The organism is Exiguobacterium oxidotolerans JCM 12280, from assembly GCF_000702625.1.
Classification (GTDB): domain Bacteria; phylum Bacillota; class Bacilli; order Exiguobacteriales; family Exiguobacteriaceae; genus Exiguobacterium_A; species Exiguobacterium_A oxidotolerans.
In genome coordinates this window covers 2,781,437-2,802,397 of the sequence record NZ_JNIS01000001.1, presented here as the reverse complement: position 1 = coordinate 2,802,397, position 20,961 = coordinate 2,781,437, and the positions used below count along the sequence as shown (strand labels likewise).

Here is a 20,961-nt window from a genome sequence, read left to right as displayed (position 1 = left end):
CTCTTGTTCAAGTATCCTATAAAATCCCTTTTTTAACAATTCGTTCTTACTCGTGGACAATCGAGACCCATTGTTGGGTCAGTGCCGATTGACCATCTTCCGTCAACCAGACAAGAGCCGTCGTACTCGTCGCGTCCGGTAACCGTTCCCGCACCAGTCCCGTCATGTCGAGCTCGCGGAGCGTACTTTCCGGTAACAGCGTCACCGCTTGTCCACACCGGACGAGTCCAATCAAGGTCAAAACGTCGGAACACGTTTCCTGCGAGACGACCCCGAACTGTTGACTGAGCGTCTGAAAGACACCCAGTCCTTCCTGACTCGGAATAATCATATCGGCATCCGGAAAATCAGGATGATGGATCTGATAAAACGGTTCCTCTTCCATCCACTCGATCGTGACGCCTTGCGCCTCAATCGGCAGCCGGACGAGTGCCACGTCAATCGCATGATCCTTCAAACGATCAATCAAAGCAGCAGACTCGCCTTGATGAATTTGTAACGTAATCCGCGGATGCCGTCGTTTCATCTCTTGGACCCAGCCCGTCAAGCGGCCGGCGGACAACGTATTGACGCCGATCCGTAAGATGCCGGTCCGCCCTTCCTTGATGTCACTGACTTCGATCCGCGTTTCCGCTTCATAGCGCAACAGTGAGACGGCCCGTTCATAGAGCCGCTCACCGCTCGATGTAATCCGGATGCCGCGTCCCGCGCGTTCAATCAACCGCACGCCAAGCAACTCTTCCATCTTGCGAATTTGTTGCGTCAAGGCAGGCTGAGCCATCCGTAGCCGTTCCGCTGCCCGCGTGACCGATTGTTCTTCGACGACCGCACAAAAATAGCGGTATTGGCGTAAATCCATATTCATCATCTCTTTCATATGTTTTCAGTCATAAATATGTATGAATCATAACATCAATCATATGATACGATGCTAAAATCAGCGATTTTTAAAGGAGACGATTTTTGTGAAACGTACGACATCCACAGTCCAGTGGATTATTTTCTTATTAGCCAATACGATTGCCTTGCCGATCGTCGTTGCCAGTCTGTTCGACCTCTCGAGTGTCGAGACGGCCGCTCTTGTCCAACGCTCCTTCTTTGTCGGCGGGATTGCCTGTTTTCTTCATGGTATGTTTGGTCACCGGTTACCGATCGTATCCGGTCCGGCCGGTTCATGGGTCAGTATCTTCGTCGTCATCGCCGCGCTGCCGGTCGATTCAAAAACGGCCTTTACGATTGCGATGGCCGCGGTCGTCATCGCCGGTGTTGTCTTGATTTTCCTCGGGTTGACCGGATGGACCCGCTTTTTATTACCGGTCTTTACGCCGCTCGTCAGCGGCACGTTTTTGCTTTTATTATGTATTCAACTGACCGGCGTCATGCTGGGTGCCGTTCTCGCCGTCGAAGCGACACGTCTTGCCGGTGTTCTGACATTCCTGCTTGTCCTCGGACTGAGCCAGTTTGGTCCGGCACGGCTCCGTCCGTTCGCTTTGATGATCGGCATCGTCGTCGGCTGGTTGGTCAGTCGCCCGTCACTGCCGGAAGCATCCGGTGTCTTTGCCGTTCCGACCGCGTTACCGTTCGGGATGCCGCAATTTGACGGCAGTGCGTTTCTCGTCGCGATTCCGTTTGCGATTCTTTTAATCGTCAACTTGATTGCTGCGTTAAGTGCCGTCGAAGCGACGATTCAGAAAAAAGGGGCCTTGCATCAGGGTCTGACGGTCGAAGGGATCATTCACTTGATCGCGGCGACGTTCTCGACGCTCGTTCCGGTCCCGTTGCCGATCACAAGTGGTTTCATCGCCCAGACGGGAAGTAAGGACCGCCGACCGTTTTTGATTGCCTCACTCGTCATCGCCTTGGTCGGGTTTTTCCCGAGTATCATCGGGATCATCGCGACGTTGCCGCGCAGTGTTGCCAGTGCGGCGTTGCTCGCCACGTTACCGCATATGTTCCTGATTGCCTGGCAGTCCGCTGAAAGCAGCATGACGACCAGCCGTCGGAAACACGCCTTTGCGATTTGTGCCGTCATCGGAATCAGTATTCTGTTACAATCGACGGTTCTGGCGGAGATTTTGCCGCTAACGTTACGTCCGTTCTTCAGTAACGGCTTATTGATCGGAACAATGCTTGTGCTTGGGTTTGAAGTCATCGAACGTTTTCGCGTGCGACGAGAAACTCAATCAGAACGGCTTGCCAGTTAACCCGTCCGAAAACACAACATCCCCGCTCTCTCGCGACAGGCGAAAGAGCGGGGATGTTTTTTTGAGTCATCATCTGATGGCAGTCCATTAACCTCGGCTTCTTCCCGTGACTCCTACAGGAAAAAGTGCGTTCTTTTCGAGCTGTCAGAGACAAACGAGCCTGAGGAAAGTACGGGAAAAGACGATGAGTTTCACTTAACCTACCTTCACCGTACTTCTCTCCACCATTTACGGGTCTGACTCGCAACTGTTACGCTCTCACCGATCATCGGTGTCACGACCGGTACGTCATGTTTCGCCGCTTCCTTCAACAGCCGTTCGACCGGTTCGAACCACGGGTGAAACGCCAGTGTAAACGCCGACCAGTGAACGGGAATCATCACATCCCCTTTGACATCGAGGTGTGCCGCAAGCGTCTGTTCCGGCAACATATGCGAGCTCGACCAACGGGTGTCGTATTGCCCACACTCCATGATCGTCAAGTCAAACGGACCGTACTGGTCACCGATTGCCTTAAAGTGTGGACCATACCCGCTGTCACCGCTGAAGAAGACTTTTTTCGAGCCTTCGATGACCCATGAGGCCCAAAGCGTCGAAAATTGATCAAGCCCGTTTCGTCCCGAATAGTGCCGAGCCGGTGTGGCCGTCAGACGAAGACCATTCGTCTCAATCGATTCGTGCCAATCGAGTTCCGTAATCCGGCTTGCGTCGACACCCCAGCCTTTCAGGCGGCTCGCGACACCAAGCGGGACGATGAATCGGCCGACCCGGTCTTTTAATGCCAGAACCGAATGATAATCCAAGTGGTCATAATGGTCATGCGAATAGATGACGAGATCGATCAGCGGCAAGGCATCGAGATCGACCGGTGCCGTCGTTTGGAACCGTCCGCCTCCGAATTTCGGGAATGGTGACGGAACTCGACCGAGCATCGGATCAAAGAAAATCGTTTGTTGATCGAGTTCAAGTAAGAACGCCGAGTGCCCGAACCAGGTCACACGTGGTTCTGTCCCGTCTGTCCGTCGCTCAAACGGTACGACAGGTAATGGCTTGACCGGTTTTAAAGATGGCAATTCCCGCCCATAATCTTTTAAGATACTTTTTGTTGTCTCCCATTCCATCTTCAGTTGAAACGGCAGTTCATTTTGAAACTTTCCATTTTTGAACTGGGCGGATCGTCTGTAATCCTGTTGATCGGCTTTAGACGGTCGGCGACCGAATAACGGATAACGCGTCATAAAGACCGTTCCGAGTAATCCGAGCCCTGTAAGTGTTGCGACTGTTTTTTTCATGGTTTCACCTCTTCAATAAGTGCTTTCAGTATAGCACCCGTCCTTTTTTCAGCGGTAGTGAAGACACTTCTCCAATAAAAAACACGGATGGCTGTTTAATCAAAGCCAATCCGTGTTCGTCCCTTATTTATTTAAATCGTCTGCGTCCCATTTCGTCCGCGTACTTTTTTCGTGATTCGCATCCTGCTCCGACTCATAATCATTGACGCCAGGATTTTCGACTTTCCCTCCGTGACGATCTTCCGTGTGGTCATGACGATGCCCGTGATCATGGTCATGATCGTGGTCGTGATCGTCCCGTTCCTTGACGAACAAGGCAATCCCACCACGCTCGACTTCTTCATAATGTTTCGCCGCTTCGTCGTCCGAATGCCCGACGCGTTTCAGTGTCTCGCGTAACGGTGGTTCCTTGCTGAACTTCGCTTTCATTTCATCGACCCAAGACGCACCCGATGTCTCTTCGGCCGCTTCATCCCGTCCGACGACTGAAAAGTCGGAGTCCTTATGTCCTTGTTCTTTTAAAGCATGCATCTTTTGCTCCAAGCTGGATTGATCATGAAAAACGCCTACGAATTTTTTCGCCATCGTTAACACCATCCCTCTCACAAAATGTATGAATCGGACTACTTTCCTTTTTTACCCATGTTCTTCTGAAGCAAAACAGCGAAGCAAAAAAAGAACTCCTCCGCTGACGCGGAAAAGCTCTCTCAAGATTTGATTAATCGTTCAGCTGTTGCGGCGAATCGACTAATGTAATCGTACCTTCATTTTTTTGGACGAAGCGTTCGTAGACGAAATCATTCGCAAAGAGGAGAACCGGGTTTTCCCAACGGTCATAAACGAGGACCGTCCGTGAATCCGTCAATTTCTTCACGTCATTGATTTCTGTCACCTTGACCCACTTCGCGACCTGGAAGTTCGCCGCATCTTTTAAGATATCGACGCCGTACTCGCCTTTAAGGCGGTGTTCGAAGACTTCGAACTGAAGTTGACCGATCGCACCGAGGATGACCTCGTTGTATTCCGTCTTATAAACTTGAATCGCTCCTTCTTGTGCCAATTGTTCAATCCCTTTTTGGAACTGTTTTGACTTCAGGGCATTTTTCGTAAAGACCTTCAAGAATAATTCCGGTGCGAATGTCGGCAAGGCTTCGTATTGGAGTGACGGATCACCGTTCGTGATTGTATCGCCAATTTGATAGTTGCCCGAGTCGTAGAGACCGATGACGTCTCCAGCAAAGGCTTCGTTGACCGTTTCCCGCTCATCTGCCATGAACTGCGTCGATTGCGACAATTTCATTTTCTTACCTGTCCGCGTCAGGACGACATCCATCCCACGGTCGAATTTTCCGGTACAGATGCGGATAAAGGCAATCCGGTCCCGGTGGTTCGGGTTCATGTTCGCTTGAATCTTAAAGACGAACCCACTGAAGAATTCTTGTGCCGGTTCGATTTTCCCTTTGTTCGATTCCCGTGGTGTCGGGGACGGGGACAAGTTGAGATAGTGTTCGAGCAGTGGTGTGACACCAAAGTCGACGAGAGCTGAACCGAAGAAGACCGGTGTCAGTTCACCTTTTGCAATCAATTCCTCGTCATAGGCATTGCCGGCGCCGTCGAGTAAATCGACTTCATCGACGAGCGTATCGTACATTTCATTGTTGATTGAGTTAGCGAGTTCGTCGTTTGCGAGCCCTTCTTCCCCCAGCTCAATCGTCTTCCGGTCCTGTTTGAAGCAGTGGAACTTCTCGTTGACCCGGTCGTAGACCCCTTCGAACTGTTGTCCTGATCCTGCCGGCCACGTGACGGCAACAGACGGGATACCGAGGACTTCTTCAAGCTCCTCCATCAATTCGAGTGGATCACGTGCTTGACGGTCCATTTTGTTGATGAATGTAAAAATTGGAATACCGCGCATCCGACAGACTTGGAAAAGTTTTTTTGTCTGTGACTCGATCCCTTTCGCCGCATCGATGACCATGATTGCCGAGTCGACGGCCGTCAAGATCCGGTACGTATCTTCCCCGAAGTCCGAGTGACCCGGTGTATCCATGATAGAGACGATTTTTTTATCGTATTCGAATTGCATGACCGATGACGTGACCGAGATTCCGCGTTGTTTCTCGATTTCCATCCAGTCGGATTTGGCAAATTTCGAATTTTTTCGGGCTTTGACCGACCCTGCTTCCCGGATTGCCCCTCCGTGGAGTAAGAATTTTTCTGTTAATGTCGTTTTCCCGGCATCCGGGTGGGAGATGATACCGAAAATCCGGCGTTTCTCGACTTCAGTTTGTAATTTTGTCATGTATGATTAAGTCCCTTCACGATAAATTCAATACTTGTAACCAGCTCATTTTTCGCAACTAGTCTATCATACCGAATTTTCAGCTGTTCGTCTATTTCACATGATTGACTTAATTTTCAGATTTTTAGTTGACAACTCGTCCTGATGTTCTATACGATGACGAGGAAGTTAACTAACTAGAAGGAGGAGACGTACACATGAAACAGCCACAAGCACAGCGACAGATTCAGGTATCAAACTCATCTGCGATCATTGTACGTCACCCAATCGTTTAATTTTTTAAAAATTAAGCAGGGTGTGCGTATGCGTATACGTACATGCTGCCCCCTTATATCAGGACGGGTATGCCCATATTTGTGCGTATCCGTCTTTTCTATTGTCTAAAAACGGAATAATAAGGGGTTTTATTTATGTTCAACTCATTAAAACTGCTCGACCGTAACATTTGGATCCGGTTCGTCGGGGAAACGTTAACCGGTATCATGATGTTCATGATTGCACCATTTCTCGTACTCTATTACGCCGACCAACTCGATTCATACCTCCTCGTCGGTGTCATCATGGCGATCGGTCCGATTTCCGCGTTGTTCGGATCCTTCCTCGGCGGGCACCTCGCCGACATTTACGGCCGCAAACCACTGATGGTCATCGCCATCGTCGGGGATGCGCTCGCCCTGATCGGATTTACGTTTGCCGATACATTTTGGCCGTTGCTTATCTTAAATGCGACGCTCGGTCTAACGAACTCTTTATTCCACCCGGCAGCGAGCGCGATGGTCGCTGATGTCACGCCACCGGAACGATTAAACGAATCGTTTGGTCTCTTACGGATGGGGCATAACATCGGGGCTGCGTTCGGTCCATTGATCGGTAGCGCCGTCCTCTTTATCGATCGGTCCTTGATTTTCTATGGAGCGGCTATTGTTTATGTACTTTATGCCCTCGTCCTCCTGCTGTTCATTGGTGAGACGAAACCTGAAAAAATCGAGCATCCGGTGGATACACCACAACTTTCTTCACTGACCGTCTTACGAAAGGACCATGTCTTTTTAATCTTCATTGCGGCTGGTGTCTTCATCTCGATGGGCTTCACGCTCGTCGAAAACATGTTACCCGTCTTCTTAAAAGAAGCCTTACCGGGATTGCCGGACGAAAAAAATCCTTTCCCGTACTTGATGGGACTGAACGGCATCATGGTCGTCCTGTTCCAATTTCCGATTGCTGCGAAGCTATCCGGTAAATCGTTCGGGAAAGTCATGTTACTCGGCGCAAGCGTCTTCGGACTCGGCATGATTTTACTCGCATTCGTCCCGTCCTACTTCTTCTCGCTCGGAACGGATTATATCGTCATCGTCATTCTCTTACTCGTCATATACGCCCTTTATACGGTCGGTGAAATGATCATGTCACCGGTCCAAATGACATTCATCGCTTTAATCGCGCCGGTTCACTTACGGGGAACGTATAACGGTGCTGCGAGCGTGCAGTGGTTGATTGGCGGCGTGACGGCACCGCTCCTCGGTTCGCTGTTCCTTGAATCCGGTCACGGCGACTATGCGCTTGGCGCCATCGGGGTCGCGTGTTGTTTATCGGGACTCGTCTACTTGGCACTCGATCGTTCGATTCGCCGTGCGAAACGGTTGTCCGAGTCGGCGTAAGGTGAATGGTCTTAAAGAAGAAGTTGGTAGTAAACTTAAAAAAATACTAAATAGTTGCTTTAACCTGTTCCTGTAAAAAACTAAAAGACAAGCGATTTAGATTTTAATCAAATCAATCGCTTGTCTTTTTAGTTGCATTGAATGGTGTTTCTTGCTCGTTCTCTGTTAGGAGCAAGGGACATCACCTTGTGTCTCACCCAAGAAAAAGTCACAACGGCAAGTTTCGTTTCCGGAAAAGAACGATGGCAAGACCATAGCTCAGCAGACCAATCAAGATTAAAATGATTACTGAGACGAGGACCTCACCTTCCCCACTAGCGATTTTTCCGGGTTCATAAAGCGAAAACGGCGTAAAATGCCGAATCCAGTCGATTTTCGTGACGATTTTTCCCATCATGTTCATCCCGTAAAATAGAAAGGTTACGCCACCGGCGACCGCAAAAGCATTTTTTTCATCGTTGAACAAACAGGAGATCAAGAACGAATAACCGCTGACGGCTAAGAACAAGCAAAACCCGACGTAGTTGATTTGGAAAAATTCAGTGAGTGCGATTCGGTCCGTATCGATTAAGAACCGTGCTGCGAGCGCCCCGCCCGCGAATGTCAAAACATGAATCACAATTAAACCACTGATTAAGACGAGCATTTGTGTGACAATGACTTTCGTTCGTGAAACCTGCGTCGATAAAAGATAGGCCATCGAACCGCGGTCGACGAGCCGTGCGACGAGTTGAATCGCGACCATCACGCTAAAGACACCCAAGATTAAAAGATAAAACAGACCATAGTATTCGGCCGAGATGAATTGACCGTAGTTGCTGATCGACTCCATTCCGAATGCCCGCATCATTCCTTCCGGTAAAATCTGCATCATGTCGTCAATCTGTTCCATGTTGTCGTCGAGCAGCGGATACAAGGAAGTGATCAACGTGACATACATGGCTGAGCCGACCCCGAAACCAAAAAACATCTTCAGATGGAGCTGCATCATATGACGATAAAGAGCGAGATTCATTTCCCCAACTCCTTTTGATTATAATAATCCATAAAAATTTGTTCCAAGCTTTGGTCATCGGCACTGATGTTCTTGATATGATACGGGGCGAGCGTTTGGATGAGTAAATCATAATTCCCACGGAGTTCGACCCGGACCGTCCGCACGTCGATTCGCTCCGTCGTCAAGGCGGAAGCGAGCAGAGCGGCTACAGCCACTTCTTCATCGAGCGTGACGTTAAATGATTTTCGTTGCATTGTCTGCAACTCATGAATATTTTTTGTCGCGACGATTTTGCCGTCACGAATAATCGCTGCCCGGTCGCATGTTCGCTCGATTTCAGCAAAACTATGAGACGACATCAAGAAGGTCTTGCCACGTGCTTTTTCTTCAAGAACGAGTTCGATGAACAAGTTCTGCATCAATGGATCGAGTCCCGACGTCGGTTCGTCGAGGATATAGATTTCCGGGTCATGCATGAATGTCGCGACGATTCCAATCTTTTGCTTCATTCCTTTTGACATCTTGCGAATCGGTGTGTTCGGGTTGAATTGGAGCTTTTTAATCAACTCGTCACGTCTGTCTGGATTGTCTGACCCTTGCATACCGGCCATCATGTTGAGAAACGCGAGCCCCGTCATTCCGTCGAGGAACGCCATTTCGCCGGGTAAATACCCGACGTGACCTCGCGCTTGCGCCTGATTTACCCACGTATCGAGCCCTTTTATCGTCGCCCGCCCGCGTTGCGGCTTCATATATCCCATCAAATGGCGAATCGTCGTTGATTTTCCGCTACCGTTCGGTCCGAGAAACCCGAATACTTCGCCTTTCTCCACATTGATCGTGACATCAAAAATTCCTTTACCGTTTGAAAACTGTTGTGTCAGGTTCTCGATGTTAATCATGTCACCCCTCCTGAAAGTTTGAAAGAATTCTCCGGCATTGATACTCTTAATAGCTTTCAAGAAAAACGAACAGTTCTCCTCTTTCTGCTGAAAAGTCCGTTATTCCAACCAGCTTGCGCACGAGCAACGCTAATTCGACAAAAAAAGCGGACGTCCCTCGAAAACATCGGGGTATCCGCTCTCGTACTTGAAACAACTTTTTTCAGGCATTCCTTCATTAAGATGGCAATGCATTATCCGCGACAAATGGACCAAAGATAACCGGTAATGGCTCGAGGATCCGTTGGACGTCCGCAATGAACCGACTCGATCCACTGACGAATACGATTGGGTCGTCGCTTGCAATCATCTCTAAAAATTCAGCCGTCCCTTCATCCGCACTATTTTGGTGCATCGTATGGAAAACAAGTCCCTTTTGAATCAGACCTTCCAGTGTCCGCGTCATCTTCGCCGAGACCGCCTCCCTGTCGTTGAGGTGGACGAGCGTCGTCTTCCGTTGATTCGTCAACGCATACCTCGCTTCGTCAATGACAGCACCTAAATGATGTGTTTCTGCAATCAACAGCACCTCAAGCTGCTTCGAATCGTCACGAGAAGAATACTTACAAAAGTGACGACACGTATCAACAAGTTGGTGATGGACGACAGACCATGCTTCGAGCAACGGGTCTGTCGCTTCAAGCTTAAATTCCCATTGCACGGCGAGTAGGATTTCCTGACTGACGATTTCTGAGTAAGACAGAATGAATGATTTCGTTTGATTGATTTCTTCGAGTAAAACGAGCTTAAACAATTCACTCGGTTCTTGTTGGTTCGTCACGTGATGCAACAGGCGACTGAGGCGTAAAATCCGAAGTTCACGATTTTGTAAACGCATCTCCTGCTGTCCCATTTGTTCAAGCTGTCGGCTATGATTTTTTTCTAACTGATCATAAAACCGGCTCGCGATACGTAAACCGCGTTTATCCACTTCTGGACCCATCTTTTGTAAGAGGTGTAATGCTTGATCAAAATGCATACCATGACCTACCTTTCCCCTTTATTATGCCCGAACCCTTACGCAAAAACAATCTTGAAAATACTTGTTTGATTAAACACATTAAGACTTGTTCTTCCTCCGAATCCCATCTAGTATCTAAGTTAAGTAGGTGATATACATGCGCATGACACGTTATACGGACTATGCGATCCGGTCGCTTTTATTTGCAGGCGCACATGCGGATCGGCTTGTCCGAATCCAGGAAGTAGCGGACTGTTACGACATTTCTAAAAATCATCTGATGAAAGTCGTCTATCGTTTAGGACAAAATGGTTTGATTCATTCTGTCCGTGGTCGTGGTGGCGGATTTCGCTTAGCAAGTCCTCCGGATGAAATTTATCTCGGTGACATCGTACAGTTGTTCGAACCAACAACTCATTTTTTGGACCCGCAAGAGGGAATGGTGGAATACCCATCTCTCGACCCTGCACGAACAGCCTTTGATGAAGCGATTGAAGCGTTCCATCAGGTACTTAATAGTTATACGATCCAGGATTTACTACATCCGGCAAATGAACTGCACCCACAAATTCTTGAAATGATTCCGAGGCGCCATTGATGCGTAGCGGAATCATTTTTTGTTGCGCCCGCATCATCAACGATTTCTCATCCGCTGCGTGGTATACTCATATAAGAAAGGAGGGGTACAGATGAACCCTCATGAAGAACTCAATAGCTTATATCTTCGATTGAAAGAGGAAAATCCGTCACTTGAACGTGGCGAATCACTTTGGACAATTTTTGAAGATACGACCGACGATTCACTTCGCCCCTTAGCATTATGGACCTTTTCTCAAAATCAATTTGATCTCGGACATTTCCGCTCGTTCCTCGTCTCGTTTTCATTATTGATGGACTGGATTCGTAAGGACGAACTGACACTGACACATAAACAGGAGCTTGACCTGTACTGGAACTATAAATCGTATTTGATTTATGCCGCTGAACAAGAAGACGTCTCGATCGCTTTGCTAGAGGCGGATTATGAACGTTTTAGCGACTTTTGTGACGCCAACGGATTTGCGCGGACCCGTGATTATATCGGTTTCATGATTTACAGTAAACTTGGTGACGAAGAACAAGCGGATCAATACTTGGAAGAATGGATTGATGCCCCTTCCGATGAACTGAGTGATTGTCCGTCGTGTGAAGGATTCAGCCGGATGACGTATGCGATTGAACGTGGTTTCGAAGACCGGGCACTTCTATTGTATGCAGCAATCCGACACGAGCGCGGGTGTTCACGGATGCCGGACCAGGCCCATCCGTACATCTTGCCATTGTTCATCAGTCGTAAACAGGACCGATTCGATTGGATGGAGAAACTCACACAAGAAGTACGCCGCGTCAAGCCGCTCTTCACAGGTGGTGACGAACCGTATCATCTTTACGCCGAAATGTATTACAACCCGAATTACGTCTGGTCGATGGAAGAGAAAAAACAATTGATTCCGCTTTTGACAGATCGCGGCTACCTTCAGTTCTTACTCGCTCATTACGCAGCCTCTTACCGATCAGCCCGTAAAGAAGAAGCCGGCTACCTCGGACTGCTCCGTTCGAATATTTATGAAATTGCCCAAAGTCTTGACCACCGCATTGACGGTTCCTTCTATCTAGACTTTGTCGAACGTGAACTTAAACGGGTCACACAATTTGTCGGTTGATGTACCACGAAAGGAAGTGTCGTCATGCTTGATCATGTTCAGTTAGCTGCGCCACCTGCTTCAGAAGATGCGACCCGGGCTTTTTATGCCGGGCTACTACATATGAAAGAAGTCGAAAAGCCCGTTGGTGTCCGTGCGACGGGTGGCGTTTGGTTTACAAGTCACGCTGCAGCGATTCACGTTGGCATCGAACAAAATTTTCAGCCGGCTAAAAAAGCACCTCCCGGCCTCACGTTTCCCGACTTGGATGGTGTCGCCGAGCGCTTGAATAAAGCCGGTCACCCGGTCACGTTTGACGATCGCCTTGCACCACGGCGGCGATTGTTTACGGAGGATCCGTTCAAAAACCGGATCGAGTGTATCGAAAGCCAGTTGACGCCGATTACTCCGGATAAACTAAAGGCAGGTTCGCATGTCCGTCTCCTTGCGCCTGCTTCGAGCTTAGCGCGTGTCGATGAAAAAATCATCAATGATGCCATCGAACTGTTAGAAACGCTCGGACTCCGCGTCTCAATCAGTCAACATGCCCGTGCGACTAACCCGTTCGGTTCGAGTGATCCCGCTTGTCGGATTGACGACCTCCACTCTGCTTTTGCGGATTCGTCTGTCGACGCGATTCTTTGCGTCCGTGGTGGCTTCAGCTCAAACGAATTGCTTTCGGGACTCGACTACGATTTGATTCGGACCCACCCGAAGATTCTTTGCGGGTTCTCTGACATTACGGCGCTCAGTAATGCGATTTTCACAAAAACAGGTCTCGTCACTTACTCAGGACCAATGTTACGCGCACTCAGTTCGCGTGACGCCTACACGCTCGACTATTTCAAAAAGATGTTATTTGGAGTCGAACCGGTCTCCGTCCGCCCGAGCGTCAACTGGCACGACTCGATGGATGGCCGGACCATCACGTCTTTGAACGACGGTCATCTTATTTTATCGTCCGGACAAGCACGCGGCCGGATTCTCGGGGGAAACCTCTGTACGTTGAACTTATTACAAGGTACGCCGTTTTTCCCAGATTTACGTCAAGCCGTCCTTTTCTTAGAGGACGATTACGAGGTCCATCCGGCGACGTTTGCCCGTGATTTTGCTTCGTTGCTGGCACAACCGGGCGCTGACGAAATCTGTGGCATCGTCTTCGGACGGTTCCAACTGACAACGAAGATGACGGAAGAACATTTACGTTATCTCGTCAGTCTCTATCCGCAACTTAAAACAATCCCCGTCATCGCGAATGCGGATTTCGGTCACACGGAACCTTTATTTACGTTTCCGATTGGCGGGATCGCCGAGCTTGACCATGATCAAATCACGCTGAACGCGAAATAAAAAGAAGGAGTCGCGGCAATCCGCGTCTCCTTCTTTTTTTAATAGTCGAGCAATCTCGAAGCGTCGATTTGACGCTTCGATCCATCGGCGAACATTTCAAGTGTCGCGAGGATCTGATGATCTATAAGGTCATATTTCACTAATGTAAAATCTTCAAGAGTCGAGATCGTCTTAAACGTCTTCCCGACGGTAAATGCCCGCTTGCGACTGGCATCAAAAGCAGGAATCGTCACGAATACGACCGTGATTTCCGTTCCACTCGTATCATAATAAAATTCGACGACGCGACCGTCTGCTGTCTCGGGTAAGTTCCCCTTTTGCGGTCGTCCGGATTCATCTAATTGTACATATGGCTGTAACATCTCTTCTCCTCACTTTCTCCGTCATTCATCATAGCATGAGAAAACCATTTATGCTAATCTATAAATGATGTTGAAAGGGGGATGAGTCACGGATGGCATGGTTCATGAACGGAATTTTGCTCTGGGGCTTTATCATGATTACACTAATGGCGATTGGCGGCTTCTTCATGTTCCGGAAGTTCTTAAAAAAACTCCCGAAAGAAGACGGCAAATCGATGATGGATTGGGAAGATGAGTACATCGACCAAACACGACACTTGTGGACGGACGAGACAATGGAGTTATTGAATGCCCTCGTCATGCCTGTTCCGGCAGCGTTTCGTGACGTTGCACGGCGGAAAATTGCCGGACGGATCGGTCAGTTCGCACTTGAAGAACGTGCATCGGTCATGACGTCAGAGCTTGTCGTCAAAGGATATATTTCAGCGACTCCAAAACGTGATCATAAATTTTTGAAAAAAGCCTTAAAAGAACACGCAATCGATTGGCGTGAATATGAACTCTACTTCCAAAGTTAATGATGACAGAATCCATCCACTTTGAGTGATCGAGATTCTGTGTGATGGATTCAAAAAATGACCGCCTTGTCCAGTAAATCGGACAAGGCGGTCATTTTTCATGATTGTGGTAAATGTTCGACGGGAACAATCCCCGACTTGACTTGTTTGTACTTCAAATACATGGCGATCCGCCACGGGACGATCATTCCGAACGCGACGAGATAGAAAATTCCACCTGTCTCAAAAATATCGATTTGACCTCCGATCACAAATTTTGCGACCGTCCGTACGAGTAAGATTCCGAATAAAACGATAAAAAATGCTTTTGAACGTTGCAAATAAATTTGACCTTCTGCTTCATAAAAATTTGACGTCTTAATCAAGAAGACACTGAAAATCATCCCGACGATCAATGCTTCCGCGACCTCCGTCCAAGTCAAACGAGAGGCCGGGTATAAAAATTGCAACATCCCGGTCGACATCGCGAACGGAGGGATTAAGATCTTTTTGGCATTTGTCGGTTTCGCCGACGCCTTCACCCGTATGAAGCTGATGAGTAACCCCATCACGAGCGCGACCCCTGTTGATATCCAAATCATCTCATCACTTCCTCAATTAAAATCCTGTAAATCCAACGATATCACTCATCCAGGCCGCAAATTTACTCAAGCCATTGAAATACAACATGACTCCGAAGACCATCATCAAGGCGCCACCGAATTTCGTCATTTTGAGACTGTACTGGACAAGGAGTTTCGAACGTCCAACAAAAAAGGCCATTAATAAGAAGGGAATCGAAAATCCAAGGACATAAAACAGCATGTAGAGCATACCTTGGCTCGGATTCGTCGCCGCTAGACCGATGACACCAGCAAGGATTGGACCTGTACACGGTGTCCATCCAGCAGCAAATCCGATTCCGACGAGGACTGTACCGATGTAACCGCCCTTGCGTTCACCAAGATTCAATTTTTTTTCACGCATCAAGAACGTCGGCTGCCATAAACCAACTAAGACGATCCCGAAGACGAAAATCACGAGGGCCCCAACCATCCGTAATGTATCGCGATACGTGATGAAGACGTCCGCAAAGAGTGACGTCGACAGTCCTAGGACGACGAACACGAGTGCGAACCCGACTAAAAAGGCGAGTGTATGGAAAAGTGAACGTCTTTCCCGGACACCTTTTTCTTGTAAATCCGTTACAGATACTCCGGTAATGTACGAAAGAAATACCGGATACAACGGTAGCGTACAGGGAGACACGAATGACAGTAACCCTGCCCCAAATGCTAACCACAGCGAGAGCTCCATTTCAGCAGCTCCTTTCTATAAGAAGAAGTTCTTCTCTATTTTGCCAAACTCCGCATCATTTAGCACCTATTATCTCACAAAAGATAAGAAAGATTCGTGACTTCTCAAATTACAAAAAAATTACATTTACTTTATCTTACTAAAATATCGTTGCACTCCGAATAATCACTTGCTAGAATATGGATACGACACCAATGTAAGGGAGACTGCTATGACAAGCCAACAATTACTGACCTTAGCAATTGAAGCAAAACGAAGCGAACTGTATCTTCAAGCAGATCGGTCTAGTTTCACCTCTCCCCATGTATTGAAGCTCAGTCACGAACTCGATTTGTTATTAGTCGAGTACACACGGATTATGCAAACTTATGCCGTCGGCTCTTCAAATGAGCGGCTCCTCACATAAAACGAAAATTCAATGCAGTCATTTCGTGGCACCTTCCATTAAGTGTACTTGTTTGATCACTAATCCTTTCTAAGCAAACCCTCTTTCCATTCAGAGGGTTTGTTTTTGTTCAATCGCTTTTTCATTGTCATGCCCCCCTTCTTCTTTCAAACTTCGCCTCCGGTCTGATTAGAAGATGGTTCAACTTATTTTTAGACAAGGGATTGATTCATGACTTTTGTACATTACAATTGCTTCCGTTTATTCTTTATATAGGCATAAAGACTTATGAACCCACTTAAAAACCATGCTTTATGACCTACTAATGACAAAAACACGCTTTTTGCAATCTGTTTGTCACACTGACCTCTTTTGTAACTTTAATGACATTGACCTGTAAACGCACTACCCGGTTTCGGGGTGTAGAGTAGGAACAGTAAACACAGCATATGTCAGGAGGACATCAATAATGAAAAAAGCAGTTTTCGCTGCAGGACTTGCAGCAACGGCTCTATCAGTAGGATTCGCCCAAGAGACAGAGGCTGCCTCAGAGACGGTAAAAGTAGACACAGCAGTACTCAACGTTCGCACAGCACCTACAACAGCATCAGCAGACGTAGGTAACGTATATAAAGGGCAAACATTAAATGTCGAAGGACGTTCTGGCGCATGGATCAAAACAAGCATCAATGGCCAAAAACGTTATGTACATGGCGCATATACTACTGCTGCCTCATCATTCGACTTTAAAAAAGCTACAGTCACTACGGCAGTATTAAACGTTCGGACACAACCTACTACGAACTCGAAAGATGTAGGTAACTTGTATAAAGGGGAAACAGTAAACGTAGAAAGTAAAGTCGGTTCTTGGATTAAAACAACAATCGATGGTAAAACGCGCTATGTGCATAGTGCTTACACTACACTTTCTGGTTCTACTGCTTCAACTTCAGCAGCTCCAGCTCCAGCTCCTAAAGCAGAAGCAAAACCAGCAGCTAAGCCAGCACCTAAAGCAGCAGCTAAACCGGCTACTGCAACTAAACAAACGACTTCAGCGAAGTCTGGTACTAAAGTGACGATGAACGTAAGTGCATACACGAACGATCCATCAAGCAACGGTAGCCAACTTTACAACGGTCGTGCATTGACTGCTAGCGGTTATGATGTAACAAACACGATCACGTACAATGGTATGCGTATCGTAGCAGCTTCTTCACAATACCCGATCGGCACACGCATGCACATCTCAGGTATCGGTGAAGCTATCGTCCTCGACCGTGGTGGCGCAATTCAAGGTAACAAACTTGACCTTCTCGTTGGTTCACAACAAGAAGCCATCAACTGGGGACGCCAAAACGTCACAGTAACTGTCTACTAATTAAAAAAAGTAACAGCAAAACCTGCCGGGCGAGATCGCCTGGCAGGCCTTTTTGTGTGTATTTACGAAATCGAAGTCACATGACCCGACTGTAATTGATACATTTTTTTATAGAGTCCGTCTTTCGCAATTAACGTTTGGTGATTTCCTTGTTCGACGACTTCCCCTTGATGTAACACAAGAATCAAGTCGGCGTCCTGAATCGTCGATAACCGGTGAGCGATTGCAATCGTCGTCCGCCCTTCTCGCATTCGCTTCAATGCCGTCTGAACTTTCTCTTCCGTTTCAGTATCGATTGAACTTGTCGCTTCATCCAAGATTAAGATTTTTGGATCACGCGCCATCGTTCGTGCAAACGAAATCAATTGCCGTTCTCCGGCTGAGAATGTTGCCCCGCGTTCGGCGACCGGGCTATCATAGCCGTCATCGAGCTGGTGAATGAAACCATCCGCCTGAACGAAACGGGCCGCCTCTTCAACGGTTCCGAACGAAATCCGATCGTCAAACAACCGAATGTTATCAGCGACACTTCCCGTAAAGAGGAACGAATCCTGCAAGACAAGTCCGACGTGACGCCGTAATTCATCTTCCGACAACTGTTCGAGCGGCTGTCCATCAATCAAAATGCGTCCTGACTGATAGGCATAAAATCGCATCAAGATGTTGATGATTGAACTTTTCCCGCTTCCCGTCTGACCGACAAGGGCAATCGTCTGTCCTTTTTTCGCTTCAAAGGTAATCCCTTTCAAGACTTCCGTCTCGCCATCATAACTGAACCGGACGTCTTCAAAGACGATATGTCCATCCGTGACGCTCGCTGCACCAGGCAATCCTTTCGTCGGTTCCGGCTCATCCGTATCGAGAACTTTAAACACACGGTCGGCCGAAACAATCGCCTGTTGGAATTCAGACAACCGTTGCATGATTTGTTGAACAGGTTGGAAAATGCGTTCAAGATAACTAATGAAGGCATAGACGACACCGACTTGAACCGTCTCCGTAAACGATAAGAATCCAAAGTACGTGACGAGTGTCGCGATTGAGAGCGCCAGCATCAGTTCGATGATTGGGCGAAGTAACCAACTGTCGAGCTTTAAGTTTTTATAACGACCATTTTGGTGGGCGACGTTCGTCTCTTCAAATTCCGCCATCAATCGTTTTTCTTGGCGGAATTGCTGGATGATTGCCATCCCGTTGATCGATTCATTTAACTGGGCATTGATTTTCGATAACAAATCGCGGACTTCTGCATAATATTTCGTCGAGTACTTGCGGTAAATCCAGATGACGAAATAAAATACAGGCAGTAGGACAAGTGCGATTGTCGCAAGCGTTGGGTCCAAGAAATAGAGGAAGATATAGGTTCCGATCAATTGGACACCACTTTGGACAAACGTCGAGAGGACGCCGATGTAGAGTTCCTTGATCGCTTCCGTATCATTCGTGATCCGCGAGACTAAAACCCCAGCCGGTGTCCGGTCAAAGTAAGCGAGTCGCAGGTGCATGACGTGACGAAACACATCAATCCGTAAGCGCTGAATGACTTTTAACGCGATTTTTTGAAATTCAAATGCTTGCAAATAATCGACGATAATCCCTGTCGTATGCAAGATGAGGTAGGCACTAAATAATAAGGCGACTTCCTGGACTGGATAATTACCAGTCGTGACATAGTTGTCAATGAAGATTTTAACTAAATAAGGTCCTCCGAGTTTTGCACCCGTCGTGACTAGTAAAAGAAGGAACGCCACAAAGACTTGCTTCTTAAAGGGACCGACAAACCGAAGCAAACGCTTCAAGACGTCTTTCTCATTGATATCATGATTCAAACGGTCCACCCCCTTGTTCAACTAATGATTCGAGTTGTTGATGGTCATACGTTTCTTTATACCAGCCTTTTCGCCGCAACAACTGCTCATGTGTCCCCCGTTCGATGATTCGTCCCGCGTCGAGGACAATGATTTCATCCGTATGGGAGACGGCCGACAAGCGATGGGCGACGATGATTTGCGACTGTTCGTTATCAGCCGTGCGGAAATGATCGATGATTGCCTCTTCTGTCTTCGCATCAACGGCCGATAACGCGTCATCGAGCACTAAAATCGGACAGTCGGCGAGTAACGCCCGGGCAATCGAAATCCGTTGTTTTTGTCCACCGGATAACGTCACGCCGCGTTCTCCAACCATCGTCGCGTAACCTTCTTTAAAACCAAGAATATCGTCATGGACAGCAGCAACACGAGCTGCTTCCATGATTTGTTCCATCGAAGCGTCTGGTTTCGCAAAAGCGATATTGTCCGCAATCGATGCTGAGAACAAGAAATGGTCTTGTGGGACGACGGCGATCTGCTTCCGGACCGTTTCGCGGAGGAGTTGTTTAATGTCTTGTCCTCCCATTCGAATGGCTCCTTGTTTGACATCATATTCGCGGGTTAATAACCGGACGAACGTCGACTTCCCAGCACCTGTCCGTCCGACGATTCCGAGCGACTTTCCGGGCTCGAGTGTGACATCGATTTGTTCAAGAACCGGTTGTGTGTCATAGATGAAACGGTCAATCGCGATATCGAGTCGTGGTGAATCGACGGTCGTCACCGCTTCCTTCGCATCTTTAATTTCCGGTTCCACGGCAAGCATTCGTTCGATTCGGTCATACGAAGCACGTCCTCGTTCGACGATATTGAATAACCAGCCGAATGCGAGCATCGGCCACGTCAAGAGACCTAAGTATGTAGTGAAGGCGACGATGTCACCGATCCGGATTTCCCCTTGTTGTAATAAATACGCTCCGTATCCGACGGCGATGATATACGATAGACCAACGAGTCCAAAGATCGTTGGATCAAACAACGCATCAATTTTTGCGACACGACGGTTTTTTTGTACGACATCATCCGATAACGACGTGAATGTCGTCACGTCTGACTCGACTTCCCCCGTCGCTTTTAAAACACGGACGCCACTGATACTTTCTGCTACTTTGTCATTCAAGTCAGAAAAGGCTTCCTGTGCATCATGAAAACGGGAATGCAGCATCTTCCCGTAACGCGATGTCAAGTAGACCATCAACGGCATCGGCAGAAGGGAAACGAGTGTCAGTTTCCAACTGATTGTCGTCACCATCATGACAACGACAAAACTCCCCATCGTCACAGAATCGACGAGCGTCAAAATCCCTGCCCCTGCCGTCATTGAAACCGCTTGGACATCATTCGTCGCATGCGCCATCAAATCCCCACTTCGGTATTTCTTATAAAACGATTGGTCTAAATCTGAAAAATGCCCATACAGCTGACTCCGCAACAACCGGCCCAGCCGAATCGATGCGCCGAAGATGTAAAAACGCCAAAAGTAACGGATGACGTAGGTCGAGACTCCGATCAATACGAGCACCCCGGCGAGTGTAAACAATCGCTCTTTCGTCAATGTACCGTCACTTAATCCATTGACGGTCGTCCCGATGACTTTTGGTGGAATCACTTCGAGACCTGCGACAAAAATCAAACAAATGATGCCGATGCTATATGCTTTCCATTCGAGTCGAAAAAACCAACTCAATTTCTTGAAGACTCCCATTCAAGTCTCCCCCCTTTTTCAAATCAATTGAGTATTTTAAATAGTCTCACATTTTAGAT

General features: G+C 47.8%; 20 protein-coding genes. 8 read left to right on the top strand and 12 right to left on the bottom strand.

From position 1 onward, the window contains the following. Window positions 1-46: 46 nt before the first annotated feature. On the bottom strand, window positions 47-859 hold the full coding sequence (locus P403_RS0114280; RefSeq protein WP_029333334.1) for a LysR family transcriptional regulator: 813 nt from the start codon (window positions 857-859) through the stop codon (window positions 47-49). Window positions 860-965: 106 nt separating this feature from the next. Between P403_RS0114280 and P403_RS0114275 the strand changes: the two genes are divergently transcribed. Beyond that, entirely contained in the window at window positions 966-2,204 is a 1,239-nt protein-coding gene (locus P403_RS0114275; RefSeq protein WP_029333332.1) for a purine/pyrimidine permease, read from the top strand. Between the two features lie 206 nt (window positions 2,205-2,410). On the opposite strand, the gene P403_RS0114270 is transcribed toward P403_RS0114275, so the two are convergent. From P403_RS0114270 to P403_RS0114260, 3 genes are all read right to left on the bottom strand, one after another. Continuing rightward, a complete protein-coding gene (locus P403_RS0114270; RefSeq protein ID WP_029333331.1) occupies window positions 2,411-3,496 on the bottom strand; it encodes an MBL fold metallo-hydrolase in 1,086 nt (361 codons plus the stop codon). A 123-nt stretch (window positions 3,497-3,619) separates the two neighbouring features. Continuing rightward, a complete protein-coding gene (locus tag P403_RS0114265) occupies window positions 3,620-4,081 on the bottom strand; it encodes a general stress protein (RefSeq protein ID WP_235195226.1) in 462 nt (153 codons plus the stop codon). Window positions 4,082-4,214: 133 nt separating this feature from the next. Further along, window positions 4,215-5,798 carry a peptide chain release factor 3 gene (locus P403_RS0114260; protein ID WP_029333327.1) on the bottom strand — a complete coding sequence of 528 codons (1,584 nt, stop codon included), beginning with the start codon at window positions 5,796-5,798 and terminating at the stop codon, window positions 4,215-4,217. Between the two features lie 410 nt (window positions 5,799-6,208). On the opposite strand from P403_RS0114260, the gene P403_RS0114255 reads away from it, so the two are divergent. Next, window positions 6,209-7,456 carry an MDR family MFS transporter gene (locus P403_RS0114255; protein WP_029333326.1) on the top strand — a complete coding sequence of 416 codons (1,248 nt, stop codon included), beginning with the start codon at window positions 6,209-6,211 and terminating at the stop codon, window positions 7,454-7,456. Between the two features lie 208 nt (window positions 7,457-7,664). On the opposite strand, the gene P403_RS0114250 is transcribed toward P403_RS0114255, so the two are convergent. The 3 genes from P403_RS0114250 to P403_RS0114240 all read right to left on the bottom strand — a co-directional run bounded on the left by P403_RS0114250 (window position 7,665) and on the right by P403_RS0114240 (window position 10,373). Continuing rightward, window positions 7,665-8,471: an ABC transporter permease subunit gene (locus P403_RS0114250; protein WP_029333324.1), complete on the bottom strand. Its 807-nt coding sequence runs from the start codon at window positions 8,469-8,471 to the stop codon at window positions 7,665-7,667. Then, the gene (locus P403_RS0114245; protein ID WP_029333322.1) at window positions 8,468-9,355 is read right to left on the bottom strand and encodes an ABC transporter ATP-binding protein; all 888 of its coding nucleotides are present in this window, start codon (window positions 9,353-9,355) and stop codon (window positions 8,468-8,470) included. The genes P403_RS0114250 and P403_RS0114245 overlap by 4 nt, the downstream gene beginning before the upstream one ends. 217 nt (window positions 9,356-9,572) lie before the next feature. After that, window positions 9,573-10,373, bottom strand: a complete 801-nt coding sequence (locus P403_RS0114240) for a hypothetical protein (protein WP_029333321.1) — start codon at window positions 10,371-10,373, stop codon at window positions 9,573-9,575. 139 nt (window positions 10,374-10,512) lie between these two features. Here P403_RS0114240 and P403_RS0114235 point away from each other — a divergent pair, with 139 nt between their 5' ends. From P403_RS0114235 to P403_RS0114225, 3 genes are all read left to right on the top strand, one after another. Continuing rightward, window positions 10,513-10,953, top strand: coding sequence for an RrF2 family transcriptional regulator (locus tag P403_RS0114235; protein WP_029333319.1), 441 nt, complete (start codon window positions 10,513-10,515; stop codon window positions 10,951-10,953). Between the two features lie 91 nt (window positions 10,954-11,044). Next, window positions 11,045-12,058 carry a hypothetical protein gene (locus tag P403_RS0114230; protein ID WP_029333318.1) on the top strand — a complete coding sequence of 338 codons (1,014 nt, stop codon included), beginning with the start codon at window positions 11,045-11,047 and terminating at the stop codon, window positions 12,056-12,058. Window positions 12,059-12,082: 24 nt separating this feature from the next. Next, window positions 12,083-13,387 carry a VOC family protein gene (locus P403_RS0114225; protein WP_084157677.1) on the top strand — a complete coding sequence of 435 codons (1,305 nt, stop codon included), beginning with the start codon at window positions 12,083-12,085 and terminating at the stop codon, window positions 13,385-13,387. Window positions 13,388-13,425: 38 nt separating this feature from the next. Here P403_RS0114225 and P403_RS0114220 read toward each other — a convergent pair whose 3' ends face one another. Next, complete coding sequence (locus P403_RS0114220) at window positions 13,426-13,749, bottom strand: hypothetical protein (RefSeq protein WP_029333315.1); 324 nt, start codon at window positions 13,747-13,749, stop codon at window positions 13,426-13,428. Window positions 13,750-13,841: 92 nt separating this feature from the next. Between P403_RS0114220 and P403_RS0114215 the strand changes: the two genes are divergently transcribed. Then, window positions 13,842-14,267, top strand: coding sequence for a DUF2621 family protein (locus tag P403_RS0114215; RefSeq protein WP_029333314.1), 426 nt, complete (start codon window positions 13,842-13,844; stop codon window positions 14,265-14,267). Window positions 14,268-14,365: 98 nt separating this feature from the next. Here P403_RS0114215 and P403_RS0114210 read toward each other — a convergent pair whose 3' ends face one another. Continuing rightward, window positions 14,366-14,848 carry a CcdC family protein gene (locus tag P403_RS0114210; RefSeq protein WP_029333313.1) on the bottom strand — a complete coding sequence of 161 codons (483 nt, stop codon included), beginning with the start codon at window positions 14,846-14,848 and terminating at the stop codon, window positions 14,366-14,368. Window positions 14,849-14,864: 16 nt separating this feature from the next. Continuing rightward, window positions 14,865-15,563 (bottom strand): cytochrome c biogenesis CcdA family protein, encoded by a 699-nt coding sequence (locus P403_RS0114205; RefSeq protein WP_029333312.1) that lies wholly within the window; start codon window positions 15,561-15,563, stop codon window positions 14,865-14,867. 211 nt (window positions 15,564-15,774) lie between these two features. Here P403_RS0114205 and P403_RS0114200 point away from each other — a divergent pair, with 211 nt between their 5' ends. Together P403_RS0114200 and P403_RS0114195 are read left to right on the top strand one after the other, a co-directional pair. Next, complete coding sequence (locus P403_RS0114200) at window positions 15,775-15,969, top strand: aspartyl-phosphate phosphatase Spo0E family protein (RefSeq protein WP_029333310.1); 195 nt, start codon at window positions 15,775-15,777, stop codon at window positions 15,967-15,969. Window positions 15,970-16,417: 448 nt separating this feature from the next. Next, window positions 16,418-17,326 (top strand): SH3 domain-containing protein, encoded by a 909-nt coding sequence (locus P403_RS0114195; protein ID WP_029333308.1) that lies wholly within the window; start codon window positions 16,418-16,420, stop codon window positions 17,324-17,326. 62 nt (window positions 17,327-17,388) lie between these two features. On the opposite strand, the gene P403_RS0114190 is transcribed toward P403_RS0114195, so the two are convergent. Beyond that, entirely contained in the window at window positions 17,389-19,155 is a 1,767-nt protein-coding gene (locus P403_RS0114190) for an ABC transporter ATP-binding protein (RefSeq protein WP_029333307.1), read from the bottom strand. After that, window positions 19,145-20,902 (bottom strand): ABC transporter transmembrane domain-containing protein, encoded by a 1,758-nt coding sequence (locus P403_RS0114185; RefSeq protein WP_029333305.1) that lies wholly within the window; start codon window positions 20,900-20,902, stop codon window positions 19,145-19,147. Before P403_RS0114185 ends, P403_RS0114190 begins: the two co-directional genes overlap by 11 nt. Window positions 20,903-20,961: the final 59 nt, after the last annotated feature.

Coding starts and splice junctions, on each gene's coding strand:
- P403_RS0114195 (WP_029333308.1), top strand. CDS start 16,418: ATGAAAAAAGCAGTTTTCGCTGCAGGACTTGCAGCAACGGCTCTATCA.
- P403_RS0114260 (WP_029333327.1), bottom strand. CDS start 5,798: ATGACAAAATTACAAACTGAAGTCGAGAAACGCCGGATTTTCGGTATC.
- P403_RS0114230 (WP_029333318.1), top strand. CDS start 11,045: ATGAACCCTCATGAAGAACTCAATAGCTTATATCTTCGATTGAAAGAG.
- P403_RS0114185 (WP_029333305.1), bottom strand. CDS start 20,902: ATGGGAGTCTTCAAGAAATTGAGTTGGTTTTTTCGACTCGAATGGAAA.
- P403_RS0114235 (WP_029333319.1), top strand. CDS start 10,513: ATGCGCATGACACGTTATACGGACTATGCGATCCGGTCGCTTTTATTT.
- P403_RS0114210 (WP_029333313.1), bottom strand. CDS start 14,848: ATGATTTGGATATCAACAGGGGTCGCGCTCGTGATGGGGTTACTCATC.
- P403_RS0114205 (WP_029333312.1), bottom strand. CDS start 15,563: ATGGAGCTCTCGCTGTGGTTAGCATTTGGGGCAGGGTTACTGTCATTC.
- P403_RS0114270 (WP_029333331.1), bottom strand. CDS start 3,496: ATGAAAAAAACAGTCGCAACACTTACAGGGCTCGGATTACTCGGAACG.
- P403_RS0114250 (WP_029333324.1), bottom strand. CDS start 8,471: ATGAATCTCGCTCTTTATCGTCATATGATGCAGCTCCATCTGAAGATG.
- P403_RS0114200 (WP_029333310.1), top strand. CDS start 15,775: ATGACAAGCCAACAATTACTGACCTTAGCAATTGAAGCAAAACGAAGC.
- P403_RS0114220 (WP_029333315.1), bottom strand. CDS start 13,749: ATGTTACAGCCATATGTACAATTAGATGAATCCGGACGACCGCAAAAG.
- P403_RS0114255 (WP_029333326.1), top strand. CDS start 6,209: ATGTTCAACTCATTAAAACTGCTCGACCGTAACATTTGGATCCGGTTC.
- P403_RS0114280 (WP_029333334.1), bottom strand. CDS start 859: ATGGATTTACGCCAATACCGCTATTTTTGTGCGGTCGTCGAAGAACAA.
- P403_RS0114240 (WP_029333321.1), bottom strand. CDS start 10,373: ATGCATTTTGATCAAGCATTACACCTCTTACAAAAGATGGGTCCAGAA.
- P403_RS0114225 (WP_084157677.1), top strand. CDS start 12,083: ATGCTTGATCATGTTCAGTTAGCTGCGCCACCTGCTTCAGAAGATGCG.
- P403_RS0114265 (WP_235195226.1), bottom strand. CDS start 4,081: ATGGCGAAAAAATTCGTAGGCGTTTTTCATGATCAATCCAGCTTGGAG.
- P403_RS0114245 (WP_029333322.1), bottom strand. CDS start 9,355: ATGATTAACATCGAGAACCTGACACAACAGTTTTCAAACGGTAAAGGA.
- P403_RS0114215 (WP_029333314.1), top strand. CDS start 13,842: ATGGCATGGTTCATGAACGGAATTTTGCTCTGGGGCTTTATCATGATT.